At 32.5% G+C, this 16,285-nt stretch carries 13 protein-coding genes; 6 read left to right on the forward strand and 7 right to left on the reverse strand.

Annotated elements, in window-relative coordinates:
• The first annotated feature begins 140 nt into the window (after positions 1-140).
• Entirely contained in the window at positions 141-2,465 is a 2,325-nt protein-coding gene (locus VJJ03_RS05940; RefSeq protein WP_009745979.1) for a penicillin-binding protein 1A, read from the forward strand.
• 267 nt (positions 2,466-2,732) lie between these two features.
• Here VJJ03_RS05940 and VJJ03_RS05945 read toward each other — a convergent pair whose 3' ends face one another.
• Together VJJ03_RS05945 and VJJ03_RS05950 are read right to left on the reverse strand one after the other, a co-directional pair.
• Complete coding sequence (locus VJJ03_RS05945) at positions 2,733-4,232, reverse strand: phytoene desaturase family protein (RefSeq protein ID WP_323974431.1); 1,500 nt, start codon at positions 4,230-4,232, stop codon at positions 2,733-2,735.
• Positions 4,233-4,313: 81 nt separating this feature from the next.
• The gene (locus VJJ03_RS05950; RefSeq protein WP_323974433.1) at positions 4,314-5,042 is read right to left on the reverse strand and encodes a FadR/GntR family transcriptional regulator; all 729 of its coding nucleotides are present in this window, start codon (positions 5,040-5,042) and stop codon (positions 4,314-4,316) included.
• 362 nt (positions 5,043-5,404) lie between these two features.
• Between VJJ03_RS05950 and VJJ03_RS05955 the strand changes: the two genes are divergently transcribed.
• The 5 genes from VJJ03_RS05955 (at position 5,405) to VJJ03_RS05975 (ending at position 11,243) form a co-directional block, all read left to right on the forward strand.
• On the forward strand, positions 5,405-6,829 hold the full coding sequence (locus VJJ03_RS05955) for a S1C family serine protease (protein WP_040358421.1): 1,425 nt from the start codon (positions 5,405-5,407) through the stop codon (positions 6,827-6,829).
• A gap of 217 nt (positions 6,830-7,046) precedes the next feature.
• Positions 7,047-8,267, forward strand: a complete 1,221-nt coding sequence (locus tag VJJ03_RS05960; RefSeq protein WP_323974435.1) for a hypothetical protein — start codon at positions 7,047-7,049, stop codon at positions 8,265-8,267.
• A 301-nt stretch (positions 8,268-8,568) separates the two neighbouring features.
• Complete coding sequence (locus tag VJJ03_RS05965) at positions 8,569-9,336, forward strand: murein L,D-transpeptidase catalytic domain family protein (RefSeq protein WP_009745984.1); 768 nt, start codon at positions 8,569-8,571, stop codon at positions 9,334-9,336.
• A gap of 30 nt (positions 9,337-9,366) precedes the next feature.
• Entirely contained in the window at positions 9,367-10,461 is a 1,095-nt protein-coding gene (locus VJJ03_RS05970) for a Nif3-like dinuclear metal center hexameric protein (protein WP_009745985.1), read from the forward strand.
• A 2-nt stretch (positions 10,462-10,463) separates the two neighbouring features.
• Positions 10,464-11,243, forward strand: coding sequence for a zinc ribbon domain-containing protein (locus VJJ03_RS05975; RefSeq protein ID WP_009745986.1), 780 nt, complete (start codon positions 10,464-10,466; stop codon positions 11,241-11,243).
• Between the two features lie 34 nt (positions 11,244-11,277).
• Here the strand turns inward: VJJ03_RS05975 and VJJ03_RS05980 are convergent, their stop codons facing one another.
• The 5 genes from VJJ03_RS05980 to coaE all read right to left on the reverse strand — a co-directional run bounded on the left by VJJ03_RS05980 (position 11,278) and on the right by coaE (position 16,283).
• Positions 11,278-12,717: a hypothetical protein gene (locus VJJ03_RS05980; RefSeq protein ID WP_009745987.1), complete on the reverse strand. Its 1,440-nt coding sequence runs from the start codon at positions 12,715-12,717 to the stop codon at positions 11,278-11,280.
• Positions 12,718-12,795: 78 nt separating this feature from the next.
• Positions 12,796-13,173 carry a ribonuclease P protein component gene (rnpA, locus tag VJJ03_RS05985; protein ID WP_009745988.1) on the reverse strand — a complete coding sequence of 126 codons (378 nt, stop codon included), beginning with the start codon at positions 13,171-13,173 and terminating at the stop codon, positions 12,796-12,798.
• A gap of 74 nt (positions 13,174-13,247) precedes the next feature.
• A complete protein-coding gene (locus VJJ03_RS05990; RefSeq protein WP_009745989.1) occupies positions 13,248-13,973 on the reverse strand; it encodes a response regulator transcription factor in 726 nt (241 codons plus the stop codon).
• Between the two features lie 44 nt (positions 13,974-14,017).
• Complete coding sequence (locus VJJ03_RS05995; RefSeq protein ID WP_009745990.1) at positions 14,018-15,613, reverse strand: sensor histidine kinase; 1,596 nt, start codon at positions 15,611-15,613, stop codon at positions 14,018-14,020.
• A gap of 61 nt (positions 15,614-15,674) precedes the next feature.
• Positions 15,675-16,283 (reverse strand): dephospho-CoA kinase, encoded by a 609-nt coding sequence (gene coaE, locus VJJ03_RS06000; protein WP_323974437.1) that lies wholly within the window; start codon positions 16,281-16,283, stop codon positions 15,675-15,677.
• Positions 16,284-16,285 lie beyond the last annotated feature (2 nt).

Here is a 16,285-nt window from a genome sequence, read left to right on the forward strand (position 1 = left end):
GTTATATAATATATCTTAATTGACAGGTTCTCATAAGAATTCTTTCTAAATAAATCATAATTTCATAATAAGAAGGTGCTAATTGTAAATAATATTGTACTTTTGCCGAGTATTTTGAAAATCCTAAAAAGGAATAAAAAATGACTACAAAAAAAACAACAAAAGATAAGACCTTTTTTTCAAGAAAAAGACTCTTAAAATATTTCTGGGGTTGTATACTGGGAGGAATAGCTTTGGTAATTTTTATTTTCTTATTGGCTTCGTGGGGCGCTTTAGGAGAAATGCCAGACTTTGACCACTTAGAAAATCCTGAAACAAATCTTGCTACAGAGATAATCTCTGCTGATGGAAAAACATTAGGTAAGTTTTACTTCAATGATAATCGTACAGCAGTAACCTATAAAGAATTACCTGAGCACTTAGTTAATGCTTTAATTGCCACTGAAGACGAACGTTTTGAAAGTCATTCAGGAATTGATGCACGCGGTACACTTCGTGCAATAGTCTTTTTAGGTAGGCGAGGAGGAGCTTCTACTATTACACAACAGCTTGCAAAACTTCTTTTCCATCATGAAGGTTCTAAGAATGTAGGCAAACGCTATATTCAAAAGATAAAAGAATGGATTATTGCCATTCGATTAGAACGACAATATACTAAAAAGGAAATTCTTACCATGTACTTTAATCAGTATGATTTCAATAATAATGCCGACGGTATCCGCTCGGCTGCACGTATCTATTTTGGGAAAGAACCTAAAGATCTCAAAATAGAAGAGGGAGCTGTACTGGTAGGTATGTTCAAAAACTCTTCTTTGTATAATCCACGCAAAAATCCGGAGGGAGTTATCAATCGACGCAATGTTGTACTCGCCCAAATGGAGAAGAATCATTACCTCACCACTAAGGAAAAAGACTCTTTACAAAAACTTCCATTAGTACTGAATTTCAATCCAGAAGGGCATAATGAAGGCATAGCTACTTACTTCCGTGAGTATCTTCGTTCTTATATGAAGGAATGGATAGAGAAGAATCCTAAGCCTGATGGTTCTAAGTATGATATCTATTCTGATGGTCTCAAAATATATACTACCATAGACTCTCGATTACAAGCAAATGCAGAGGAGGCGGTACAGAAACACATGAAGAATCTCCAGAAAGCTTTCTTCAATGAAAATAATCCTAAGAAAAATAAGAATTTTCCTTTTGTAAATCTCTCTCAAGAGGAAATTAATCGCATTATGGAGCGAGCGATGAAGAATTCCGATCGTTGGTATCACTTAAAAGCTTTAGGTAAATCAGAAAAAGAAATCCGTGCTTCTTTCCAACAAAAGATTCCTATGCAAGTTTTCTCTTGGAAAGGTACCATTGATACTATTATGACCCCCTCTGATTCTATCCGCTATTATAAAGCTTTCTTGAGAGCAGCCGCCCTTTCAATGGAACCACAAACAGGACATATCAAAGCATGGGTAGGTGGTATTGATTATAAGAATTTCAAATACGATCAAGTAATACAAGGAGCTCGTCAGGTAGGTTCTGCCTTTAAACCGTTTGTATATGCCACTGCTATAGATCAGCTTCACTATACTCCTTGTGATCAACTACCTGATGTAAAAACCTGTATAGAAGCAGGAAAATATGGAAATAGCAAAGAGTGGTGTCCTCACAATGCCGATGGTAATTTTAGTGGTAAAATGCTTACTCTTAAGGCAGCCTTGGCAAACTCCATCAACTCTATCACTGCTAATCTAATGGACAAAGTAGGACCTGTGCCTGTGGTGAAACTCGTAAAAAAATTGGGTATTACTGCCGACATACCAGAACTTCCTTCAATTGCCCTAGGTTCTGCGGATATCACTTTATTAGAAATGGTTGGTGCTTATGGAGCTTTTGCTAATGAGGGGGTATATGTGAAACCCATCATTGTTACTCGCATTGAAGATAGGAACGGACGCGTACTCTTTGAATATATACCAGAAACTCATGACGTAGTAAGTGCCGATGTAGCTAATACTGTTATTAATCTTTTAGAAGGAGTAACGCACTCCGGTTCGGGGATACGCTTACGTACTAAAGGTGCTGATGCTTATAATGCCATTTATAAAAATGTAGTTACTGGATATCCTTATGCCTTTACCAATCCTATTGCTGGAAAAACAGGAACTACACAAAACCAGTCCGATGGATGGTTCATGGGAATTGTCCCTAATCTTGTAACTGGTGTTTGGGTAGGAGGAGAAGACCGTTCTGTACATTTTAGAGGATTACAATTAGGTCAAGGAGCTACTATGGCTCTTCCTATCTGGGGATATTATATGAAAAAAGGATATGAAGACAAGGATTTAGGTATCTCAAAAGGAGCTTTCCCAAGACCTCAAGGTGATAGTTTTAGCCTCAATTGTCAAGGAAATGACCCTATTGAAGCCACAGGAGGTGATTCTGAATCTATTGAAATCAATTTTTAAATGTATATGAAAAAAGGGAGAACAAAAAGTATAATTTCTGTTCTTCCTTTTTAATTCTATCCAGGGAGTAGAGTTATCGTTCTTTTTCTTGTTGTTTAGTTCTACATCCATAAAATAATCTTCGGAGACATCTTCTTCATAATCTTCCCATACATTATCTAATTTTCAAGTTCACCTACATAATATATAAAATCTCACAATAAAACAACAAATAATATATTATCTTTCTAACTAAAAACTCATAATCATATTTCATTCATTTTTATTTTATCCTATCCCATTTATCTTCTTCTTAAGCAAAGCCATACAAGTAAGTACAGCCCCTATAGTTACCCCCACTAGGCCATGCATATTAACAGTTTGCCCTGTCACATACAGATTAGGAATATGTGTTTGAGGGATAATTCGTGAGTGTAATATCTTATAAGCATTTTTCTCATATCCATAAAGAGCTCCTGTAGGACTTCCTATATAGTCCCTATAGGTTAAAGGAGTTGAAGTATACATATAAGCAATGCTATTTCTTATTTGAGGGAATTTTCCTTCAACTATTTTAAGGAGTTGTTCAGTTTTTTCCTTTTTAAAAACTTCATATTCCTCTCCCCTATCTTGAGGTTGTGAAACCATATTTGAGGTATGTATCCATTGATTCACTTCTTTTTCATTCATATAGGTCATAATAGTCATATTATCTGCATATCCTTCCCTATTTTTAGATGGATTCATAGAAAGCATATAGAAGGATGGGAAATCATTCTCTGTATAATAGGGTGATCCCCATACAGATTGAGTATCTTTAAACCAATATACATTATAGGGTATATAAGGAAATGTATCAGATTTTAATACCAAATATAAAGAGAAAACTGAGGTCACAGGGGTAAGTCGCTCTATTCTATTAAAATAGGAAGGCTTAAAATATTCTTTTCCTACTAAGCGAACCAATTGTTTGATATCAATATCAGAAATAAAATGATCAGCAATATACTTTTTTTGTTGAGAAGTAATCACTGAATATACTTTCTCATTACGATATTCAAAAGCAAGAGCCTCATTCTCTTTAAAAAGAGATACTCCCAATTTCTCCAACTGTTGCAAGAGTAAATAAGTAATTTGAGAACCTCCTTTCTTTAATCTCCATGCACTTTCTATATAGGAATTTACTGATAAAGCATGCAGATATAAAGGAGTATATGCTCGTGTTCCTGCGTACAAGAAATTATTTCCCAATAATACTGCCTGCAAGCGTTTATCAGAAGTTATCATTGATAAAAAATCTGTAAGAGGTTCTGAAAGTAAGTGCTCATCATAACTTCCGTCCAAGTGAAAACGGTAAAGGGGAAAACAATTACACACCTCTTTTATTTTAGTTATATATTGCTCTATAGCATTATGTTCTTTAGGAAAATAAAACGATAATTGCTCAACAAAGTTCTCATAGCCTTGGGCATGAGGATACTCTATAACTTCTTTTCCGAAACAAATATGATCATATCCTTCTATAGGCATTCGCTCCAAGTCTAATTGCTGCATAATACCTGCATAAGAGAAATAATTATAAAGTGTCTGTCCACTTTCAAGGCTACCTACGTAATGTACTCCTGTATCAAAAAGAGTACGATTCCTAACAAATGTCTGTAGATTTCCTCCAAATTGACTATTTTTTTCAATAATAGCAACCCTTTTTCCTTCCTTGGCTAAAATAAGTCCTGACATAAGTCCGCCTAAGCCACTACCAATAATAACTATATCATATTTCTGATGCATCTATACAGTTTTTCGTGATAATAAGAAAATAGGCTACTCAAATCTAAAGAATAGCCTATTTAATTCCAATATCTTTACATTTTAACAACTAATCCCTAATACTTTGATATAATGGGGATTCAAATGCTCTCGCATGAGTTCCCTAAAAGAAGAAGGAGTACCATGTTTAAGTTCCTCAAACAAGTCACGATGAGAGATATACTTACCTCCTTCTGGGAGAATATAGGCAGCTTGGTATCGATTCATATCATGTACATATTGAAATATAGGCATAAATATATCCTGAAACTTTTTCAGTATATCATTTCCTGCCATTTCATATAATTTACCATGAAATTGCTTTTCTGCTTCTAAATAAAAATTAAGACTATCACAACGTTGTTCCTCCGAGTTAATAACAATATCTTCTAATTCTTTTAGTTGTCTTGATGTCTTACGGGCAAAAACAAAATCTGCCATTCCTACTTCAAGCATCATTCTTAGTTCAAAAAGGTTAGAGAGTTTTTTGATATCGACTAAAGCAGGATCAAGCATTTTTTCAAAATTATGAACCAAATCAGGTTCCATAATCACCATCCCCCTATGCTTACGTGATTCCACCAAGCCCAATGTCCTTAGTCGCAACATAGCCTCACGTATAGCTGTTCTACTTACTCCTAAGGATTCGGCAAACTCTATTTCTTTAGGAAGAGCATCCCCTACTTTTAAGGCATTATCTTTAATATAGTCAATAATGCTCTGCTCTACCCTATCCACCAAAGAAGAACTATCATTCTCTGCAAGAGTTATCTTTTCATTCAAATGTTTCATGAGAAGCAGTAATTAACTTATTTTTTGTAGGCACAAAATTACGATTTTTTTCGAATCTAAAGAAATCAATCTTTTTTCAATTTTCATCCCTTTACTAAGCCTCTTTTTATTAGACAATTTTCTTACAGAAGATGCAATGTCATATATTCTTACTTTTTGTCCTTACTTCAAACAAAGACATATTTTAAAAGTGAATACATAATATATTACAAATCAAGTTTATATGATAACGTCCATGCACTATCCATTAAAAAAAAGTTAAATTTGTAATTTTTATCTTTTTGGCATTGTTTTTGAGAAACAGTATTCGCAATTTTGAAGTTAAAAAAATAGATATTATTAATTATTTTAAGATTTTTGATATGAAAAAATATTTTATTTCTGTACTCTCTGCAATTATGGGAGGAGCTATTGCCTTAGGAGGTTATCATTTTCTCATAAAAGAGAAAGAAAATAGTTCTCTTTCTTTTTCATCCTCTACAGAGGACAATACAAATGTAGTACATACAAATTTCCATCAGGTAGCCAATTTTAATTTTGATGAGAATAGTTTCATTAATGCTTCCAATAAGACTGTCAATAGCGTAGTTCATGTGAAAAATATGACCGTAGCACCTGAAATTACTTCTATTTTTGACCTCTTTAGTGGTAATATGCCACAGCAAGGAGGAAAAGAACGATTGGCAGGAACAGGTTCTGGAGTAATCATCTCCCCTGACGGATATATTGTTACTAATAACCATGTAATTAGTGGGGCTTCATCTGTACAAGTTACTTTAAATAATAACCAAACTTACAAAGCTGAAATTATAGGTTCAGATAGTAGTTCTGATATTGCTCTATTGAAAATCAAAGCCTCTGAGAAATTACCTTTTCTCACTTTTGCAGATTCTGATAATACTAAAATAGGAGAATGGGTTTTGGCTGTAGGGAATCCTTTTAATCTTACTTCCACTGTTACTGCAGGTATTATTAGTGCAAAAGCAAGAAATCTTGGCAACCAATATAATGGAAAAGTAGAGTCCTACATACAAACAGATGCCGCTGTTAATTCAGGTAACAGTGGAGGAGCTTTGGTAAACCTCAATGGAGATCTAATAGGCATTAATACAGCCATAGCCTCTGCCAATACAGGCACCTTTGTTGGATACTCTTTTGCTGTTCCTAGTAATATTGCTAAAAAAGTAGTGGAAGATCTCATTGAGTATGGAAACGTACAACGAGGTGTTTTAGGAATTGCTGGCACAGAACTCAATTCAGAAACCGCTGAAAAACTTAAAACTAAACAAACAGAGGGTTTCTATATAGATAGTGTGGATGATGACTCTGGAGCAGAAAAAGCAGGACTTAAAAAAGGAGATATTATTACCCAAATGGATAATGTAAAAATACACACTTTCTCTGACCTAAGCGGTCATATTAATACAAAACGCCCTAATGATAGTGTGAAAATCACAATACTTAGAGATGGAAAAGAAAAGGATATTACTGTTAAACTTCAAAAAAATGATTCTTATGTAGCAAATGACTTGGGAATTATTGTAAAAAACCTTTCTGAAAAAGATAAAAAAGAGTTTAAAATAAAAAAAGGAGTAAAAATAACTAAGACAAGTCCACTATTTATTGAAAATGGAGTGAATTTGGACGGAAAAGTATTGATTTCTATCAATGGAAAAGAAGTAACCGATATTGATAGCGTTAAGAATATTCTTGATAATAGCAAGTCACAACGTAATGCTATTATCATACAAAATAAAAATGGAGAAAAAGAACGCTATTTCTTATAAAAAGAATGTATTCATACCTTAAAGTTTGATTTTTTATTAGTATTAAAATAGTTTGTCTTTTTATGACAAACTATTTTTTTACACTTTTAATTATCATTTTATTATATTTTATTATTGAATAATTTAGCATTTATAGACTTGTGATTTAGTAATTTATTTTCTACTTTTGCACACTTCTCCCTAGTTAAGAGAACAAATTCTTTAAAGTAACGATTTTATGAATACTCGAAGAGATATTCAGTGGGCTTTCCTTTACTTCATAATCACTATCCTATTAGGATTTTCTCTTAGGATTGCCTATCTAACAAATACTTTTTTTGACTTTCGATATGTAACCCATTCGCACTCACACATAGGGTTATTGGGATGGGTATATACAATACTCACCTCTCTTATCTGTCAATATTTTTTAAAAGAAAAAGATAGAAAAGAATACCTAAAAATATTCATTTTTTCCCAGATATCTATTTTAGGAATGCTTTTTACTTTCCCTTTCGGAGGGTATTTTCTATATTCAATTATCTTCTCTTCTTTATTTATTATAGGAAGTTATTGGTTCAGTATATTTTTTATTAAGAGAAGTAAGAAATTCATACATGTTCGCTATTCTCTTTTCAAAAGTGTTGAGCCCATAAAAGAATTTCCCCTTTCTTTACGATTTGTCCGTTGGGGAATCTTCTTCTTGGTGATCTCAAGTTTAGGTATTTGGTTGCTACCTTTAATCATTATAAAGACAGGAAAGAATAGTGATTGGTATAATAGTGCAATTTACTTTTTTCTACACTTTCAATATAATGGTTGGTTTTTATCTGTATTATTAGGACTTTTAGTAGGTGAAATAGAGCATAAAAGCATGCTGATAAGCCAGAAACTCTATTCTGCTTATTATTGTTTTATTATAGGAACTATAGGATCCGTTACTCTTTCTTGGGTAGGCATCTTTGATAACCCTCTCCTCTATATTATAGGAAATATTTCAAGTTTTCTGCTCTTAATAAGTGTCTATCAGTTGTATACTATTTATATAAAATTAGAGAAACCTGCCTTTTTGATACGTATTTTCTTATTTTTATGGTGCCTGAAGACTATTCTTATGTTTTTAGGTTCTTTCCCGTGGATATCAAAAATAATTCTATTTAATAGAGATTTTATAATTAGTTATTTACATTTTACTTTTTTGGGAGTAATAGGTTCTGGTATTATTTATTTCCTAAAGAATAATTTACATATTCGCTTTTCTCAATGGAGTATTTCTCTATATGCAACTTCCTTTGTAGGAACAGAACTTTTAATTACTTACAAAGGATTTGCTCTGCTGAATAACCTATTGGTTCCAGATAATTATTTTATTCTACTAGTTCTTTTCAGTGGACTTTTCCTTATTGCAGTCGGAACTTGGTGCTATAAAGTATTTAAGAAAAAGTATCCTACTCTCTAAATTTTTTATTGAGGTACTATCTATGAATACCTCCTATTTAACAAAGAAACTATATTTAATAAAAATTCAAAAATATATCTTTATAAATTGTTAAATTATTTAAATTAAAGTTAATTCTTTTAAATCAAGTTATATACTAAAATTACAAATAAGTAATTGCAAATAAATATATTACAAAATATTTAACCAATAAATTATCAACAATAATAAAAGTTATTGACTTTTTGATTAAGAAAAGGCTTGTCTATTTCATTAGTTTTTCAGATATTTGCCCCACTTATCAATAAATTTTCATAAATAAATGAAAAAAAGAATTCTCTATCTAATCACATTTTTCTGTATTTCCTTTTCTTCCGTATATGGACAACATTCAAAAATAAATGCATTCTCTAAGCTCTCTTCCAGCATTATAGATAGCCTATTCACTCCTCAAGAGGATTTTGAATATGCCATTAAAAGATTATATATAGATATTCAAGGGAGAGAACATGACCTTAATTATAGTGCTTTCAGGTATGCTTATATTGGTTATCAGAATATGAAAATCCAAAATAAACTCAATGATAAGCGATTACTCTCTATCATAGACTTCACTAAAGAAAGTGGCGAGAAACGCTTCTATACAATTGATCTAACTTCTAAGCAGATTCTCTATTATACTTATGTGGCACATGGGAAAAAAACAGGAATGAAAGCAGCTTCTTATTTTTCCAATAAAAATGATTCAAACAAAAGTAGCTTAGGCTTTTATGTAACAGGGAAAACTTATAAAGGAGATGCAGGATTTAGCTTAAAGCTCTATGGAGATGAGCGAAATTATAACTCAAATGCATACAAACGAGGCATCGTAATACACACTGCTAATTATATGAATGAAGATTTCTTAAAAAAGAATGGACGATATGGACGTAGCTTAGGATGTCCTGTATTACCCACAGCTATTTATAAGCAAATAATTGAGACCATTAAAGAAGGTACTATGATCTTTGCATACTATAATAATCCCAAATACTTGTCATCCTCTAAATACCTAAAAATTAGTAGTCTTACTGAAAGTAATTATTTTTAAAAATTTTTCTTACACCATAATTTTTCTATAATGAAAATACAAGAAATTATCAATTTTCTAGAGGAAATAGCCCCTACCGAATATGCGGAAGATTTTGACAATGTAGGACTCCTAGTGGGAAATCCAAATAATATATTACAAGGTACTATCATAACTCTTGATGCCCTTGAAACAGTAATTGATGAAGCTATTGAAAAAAAATGTAATCTTATTGTAAGTTTCCATCCTATTATCTTCCATGGACTCAAGAAGCTTACGGGTAAGAATTATGTTGAACGTGCTGTAATTAAAGCTATTCAGCATGATATAGCTATTTATGCTATACACACCGCTTTGGACAACTCTTTCTGGGGAGTAAATGCACGAATCTGCGACCGATTAGGACTTATTAACAGAAATATTCTCCTACCTAAACCTCATACTATCCAACAATTAGTAACTTATATCCCAGAAAAGGAAGCTGAAAATTTGAGAAAAAAACTCTTCGAAGCTGGTGCTGGTAATATAGGAAATTACTCTCAGTGTAGTTTCAATACTAATGGTATAGGTACTTTCATGGGAAATGAGCAAAGTTCCCCTACTATAGGAGAAAAAAATAAATTCCATAGTGAAAAAGAAACTCGTATTAGTGTCATCTTCCCTAAACACTTACAAAAAAATATTTTAAAGGCTCTATTCACCCATCATCCATACGAGGAAGTTGCCTATGAAATACATACCTTAGAAAACAACCATCAACATATAGGTTTAGGAATGATAGGAGAACTCCCTTCAGCTATGCCAGAGGAAGATTTCTTATATTTTGTAAAAGAACGCATGCAGACCTCCTGTATAAGATATTCTCCCCTATTAGGAAGAAAAATTAAAAAAGTTGCAGTTCTTGGCGGTAGTGGAGCCTCTGCTATTGAAGCCTGTATTAGGAAACATTGCGAAGCATATATTACTTCAGATATTAAATATCACGAATTCTTTAAATCTGAAAATCAAATTCTTATAGCAGATATCGGACATTATGAAAGTGAACAATTCACAAAAATGCTTTTATGGGAACAACTTACAAAAAAATTTCCTACCTTTGCATTTTATTTAGCTAATACAAATACAAATCCTATCAACTACTTATAGTTATGACAAAAAAAGAAATATCCGTAGAGGACAAATTAAGAACTTTATATGATTTGCAACTAATTGATTGCAAAATAGATGAACTAAGAAATGTACGCGGAGAGCTCCCCTTAGAAGTGGATGACTTAGAAGATGAAGTAATGGGATTGGAAAGCCGCGTGGAGAAATTAACTTCTGACATTGACAAGATAAATGCGGATATTTCTGCGAAAAAAAATCTTATTGAGGAAAGTAAATCACTTATTAAGAAATATGCTGAACAACAAAAAAATGTACGAAATAATCGTGAATTCAATGCTATCTCTAAGGAAGTAGAATTCCAAGAGCTTGAAATTCAATTAGCAGAAAAGCATCTTAAGGAATATAAGGCAGAAATAGAACAAAAAAAGCTAACTATTGCTAAGATAAAAGATCAGTTAGAGGAGCGAAGAAAACATCTACAGCATAAGAAAGAGGAGCTCAATTCTATCCTAGAAGAAACTCAAAAAGATGAAGAAACTCTCCTTAAAAAATCCTTAGAAATTTCATCCCTGATAGAACCTCGTTTATTAAGTGCCTATCAGCGGATTCGTAATAGCGTAGTGAATAGGTTAGCAATTGTTCCTGTAGAGCGTGGAGCTTCTGGTGGGTCTTTCTTTGTAATCCCTCCTCAAGTACAAGTGGAAATTTCCACCCGTAAGAAAATCATTACAGACGAACATAGTGGACGTATCCTTATTGACCCAGATTTAGCACGAGAAGAAAAAGAAAAAATGGAGAATTTTTTCCAGTCCATGAAATAAAAAAAGAGGCTATCCTTTCGGATAGCTTCTTTTTTTATTCTTTCTTCTTCCAACCAAAAAAGCCATTTTTTTCTATCATTTCAGCAACTCCTTTAGGCAGTAATGGCTGCCAACCATCCTCTCCTTTCTTTATTTTTTGAACAATCTCTCGAGATCGTATATCCAAATTTTTTATATCATAATCATGAATATCTACTACTTTCTCATTGAATTTAAAGAATTTGTAAAGTTCCTTCATACGAGGAGGAACTTGGATATTATTGCTGGTGATAATCTGTCCTGTATCTCTATCTCTCATAGGATAAAGATATATCTTAATATCTCTGTAAAAAAGTTTTCCAAAAGCCTCCAATATTCCTCCACTCAGATGCGTGTAATATTCTTCCTTAAAGATGGCAATGAGGTTATCAGCTCCCATAGCCATCCCCATTTGAGCTTTAGTATAGTTAGAAAAGTACTCTGCTAATCGGTAATATTCCTTAAAGTTAGATATAAGTACTTTGTACCCTAATGATGAAAGTATACGGGTTCTATCCATAAAGTCCTGTTCATCCAATTCTCCAGACTCTAAAAGATTTGAGAGTGTTATTTCAAAAATAACCTGTGTATTTTTCTTTTCTACTCCTTTTTCTTGAAGAAATAAGTCTAAAGATCGCTCAAGCATATCAATATTCACATTGGCAACAGGGCGAAAACTACCTCTCAAAGTAAGGATATTTTTCTTATAGAGTTCTTCAGCAGGAAGTAAATTATTTCCATCAGCACCAAACATTACAGCCTCAGTCATACCATTTTTGATTAATTGCAAACTCATCAACCTATTATCTACTTGTGCAAATTTAGGTCCAGAGAAGTTAATCATGTCTATCTCAATAAGATCTCTATCTATATGATCATAAAGATATTTAATAATTCTATGAGGCTTATCTGCTTTATAAAAAGCACTATGAATAAGATTCACTCCAAGCTTTCCTAGTGTTTCCTGCTGAGCACGTGTCTCTGTTTGATGAAATCGGATATGCAAAATAATATCATTATATCCTCCTTGAGGTTCTGTTTGAAAGCGTATTCCAACCCATCCGTGTCCTTTATATCGCTTAGCAAAATCAATGGTAGTCACCGTGTTTGCATAAGTGAAGAAAAGCTTATCTGGATATTTATCTCTTGGTAAGCGATCCTCCAGAAGTCCTATTTCATGAGTAAGCATCTTTTTAAGCCGTCCTTCCGTTACATAACGACCATCTTTTTCTGCTCCATAAAGTGCATCACTAAAATTTTTATCGTATGCACTTACTGCTTTTGCAATGGTTCCAGAAGCACCTCCTGCACGAAAGAAATAACGCACCGTTTCCTGTCCTGCTCCGATCTCAGAGAAAGTCCCATAAATGTGTTCATTCAAATTGATACGTAGGGCTTTAGCCGTAAGGGAGGGTATTTCCTCAAAATCACGATCTCCTTTTATATAAGTTCCCATATACAACTATTTTATTATACAAAAAATATATGCAAAGATAACCTTTTCCTATAACATATACTATTCTCTTAAGACAATTTACTTCTGCATCAAAGAAAGTTGTTTTAACAATTCTCCTACAAGAAAATGCATTTGTGTATATGAGATAAGTTCTTCCCCCATATATACAAAAGCTAATGAAAGAGGCTTTTGTATCAATAATAAATGCTTTTGATTACGATAACTCTCTCTTATCAATCGTTTTATCCGATTACGATGAACAGCTCTTTTAAATTTTCGTTTCGGTACACTAATGAGTACCTGAGTTGAAAAATTTTCATTGATTGTAGGAAGATATAATAGCTTTAAAGGATACTTTTTTATAATACTTCCTTCTCTAAAGAGTAACTGAATGCGATGAAAATTACATAATTTTTCAGATTTTGGAAAAGTAGATATTTTTAAGGAATCTTCCATATAATTATTTCTAAATAAGAAAAGAGATTACCCACTTATAGAATAATCTCTTCGGTAAATGAAATATTATTTAACTATGCATTTTCTTCTTCATCCTCCTTACCAGTGAGCAAACGGAAACCTTCTCCATGAATATTCACAATCTCTACATTTTCATCTTTTTTAAGATATTTACGCAATTTTGCAATATATACATCCATACTACGAGAGGTGAAATAGTTATCATCTTTCCAAATTTTATTCAATGCCAATTCTCGAGGCATCAAATCATTTTCATGTAAGGCAAGTAAGCGTAAAAGTTCATTTTCTTTAGGAGAGAGTTTTAAAGGTTCTTCATCTTTGTAACGCAAGAAGCGGAGTTTAGAATTTAGGAAAAAGTCTCCTATTTGGAATTCAAATTTTTTACTATCAATTACAGTATCAATAGATTTTCTTTGAAGCATTGCTCTAATTTTCATAAGCAATACCTCTGAGTCAAAAGGCTTATTTAAATAATCATCTGCTCCTGATTTGTATCCTTTAATCACGTCTTCTCGCATAGTCCTTGCTGTTAAGAAGATAATAGGTACTTTTTCATTTTTCTCACGAATTTCTTTAGCAAGTGTAAAACCATCTTTATATGGCATCATAACATCTAAAATGCACATATCATAAGGATCTTTACGAAACTTATCAAAACCTTCCATACCATTCTTCGCTAAAGTAACATCAAAGCCACTCATGGACAAATAGTCTTTCAATACAGTTCCAAAGTTTGGATCATCTTCTACAAGAAGAATTTTTTTATTAACTGCTTCCATAATTCAACATTTAAAATTAATATTTTTTTACGTTTATTTTCTAATTAAATAATAAGTGGGATCTTTATCACAAATGTACTTCCCTTTCCTTTCTCACTTTCTGCATACACTTCTCCATCGTGATATTTTACAATTCGTTTCACATAGGCAAGCCCTAATCCATGTCCTTTTACATTATGCAAATCTCCCGTGTGTTCCCTATAGAACTTCTCAAAAATTTTCTTTAACACAGCCTTACTCATTCCTTGACCTTTGTCCTGTATTCTTATGACAAATTTGTTATGAGCAACCTCCGTATATATATCAATATCTGGTGCTTCTGGAGAATACTTAATAGCATTTTCTAAGATATTAACAATCACGTTAGTAAAATGCATTTCATTAGCTAAAATATCTGAATTCTCTGCATGCAGATGTTTCTTGATTTTTCCTCCTCTATCATCTATTAGTAGTTGTACATGTGCTACAGCATTATCAATTAACTCATGAGCATCCAAAGGTTCTTTCTCTATTTCTACTTGATTTTTATCCAATTTTGAAATCTGTAATACATTTTCTACATGGGCATGCATTCGCTTATTTTCATCCCGCAACATTTTCAAGTAAAATGACATCTTTTCTGGATCCTGCATTACTTTTGGGTTCTTCATTGCATCAAGAGCTAGATTAATAGTAGCTATAGGGGTCTTAAACTCATGCGTCATATTATTAATGAAATCTGTCTTAATCTCAGAAATTTGCTTTTGAGTTCGCAACTGTATAAATGTCTTAGTAAATGCCCAAATAATAATAGCAGTAAATATAAATACCCAAACAGCCATCATTACCACTGAAGATAACAAATAACGCTGTCTATCAGGAAAATGTACTTCTAATTCATAATGAGACTCTCCTTCCTGATTTCTCAGTAGTGGAATACTATAGATATTCTTTGCCTTAGGATTAAATCTGCTTGATACAACCGAAGTCATTTCTTTTCCTTTAGGCAACGATTTATCATATACTGCAAACTCAAAGTCCAAATTAAGTCCTCTATTTCTAAGTTCTCTCTCTATAAGAATTTCTAATTGTGGGGCTGTAATTCGGTTCTCTATGGAAAGCTTTACAGAAATCTCCCGGAACATCTCCTCAAACATAGCTTTATCAAAAGATGTTATACGACCTGTTTTTTCCTTTATTGTAGTACTACTAAATCGCTGACCATCCAACCCTTTGCTAGGACCAAAAGTACGGGAGGTTTGCTTACTTACATAATTTCGTATCTGAGTTGTATCTCCTTTAGGAAGGTTGAATAACTCTGATGGAACAGTATACCCTTCTTCTAATACTTGATGTTTGTAAGTAAATGTTTCTTTAGTATTCTTATTCTCCTGAACAAAAACTAAATCACGAATTTGTGATGATTTCAATGAACCTAAGCTATCTTTTCCCTTTAGCTCTATAAATCGGGTAATATATCGATTAATTTCTTTGAGTTCCACTGATTCAGCTACCGAATTAAGCGTTTGCTGAACGGAATGTGTAAAAGCTTCCTCTTTATTGTCAATAGAACTCTTTACCCAATATATTTGAATGGAAATAAGCCCTATTAGTGCTATAGGCATCAATATTAGGGTAACAATATAACTTCTCTTATTCATTAGGCAAAATTATAATTATTTTTTCAATACTAATTATTTTTAACAACGTTTAACTTTTTGGTTAATTTCCTACGTTTTCATCTATCATTTTCATTATTTTAAAATGCACTTCTTTGATTTTATCTAAATTTTTATCGATTTCTTTATTTTCAATAACAAATGTTGATAATTTTATTTTTTTTTCCTCACTCCACTGATTTTTTATCCTCTTTTCCACCATTTCTCTATCAATTTTATCACGAATTATTACACGCTTAATACGTTCTTCCAAAGGTGCTGTTACCATGATAATATAATCACAATCTCTATAAGATCCGCTCTCAAAAAGAATAGCAGCTTCTTTGATTACATAAGGACTTTTCTGCATATTCTTCCATTGCAAAAAATCCTCTTGTACATAAGGGTGGATAATAGCATTAAGTTTGTCCAACACCTGCTTATTTGAGAAAACAATATTCGATACAAAAGAAGTATTATAAACGTTATTTACAAAAGCTCTTTCTCCTAAGAGTAACTTAATTTCCTCTCGCAAATGAGAATTATTTGCAATAAGATTTTTAGCCTGCACATCTGCTATATAGATGGGTATAGAAAAATAATTTGCAAAAAGATTGGCTATAGTAGTTTTCCCACTACCTATTCCTCCTGTAAGTCCTACGGTTGGTTTCATTC

Source organism: Capnocytophaga sp. G2 (assembly GCF_035282625.1).
Lineage (GTDB): Bacteria > Bacteroidota > Bacteroidia > Flavobacteriales > Flavobacteriaceae > Capnocytophaga.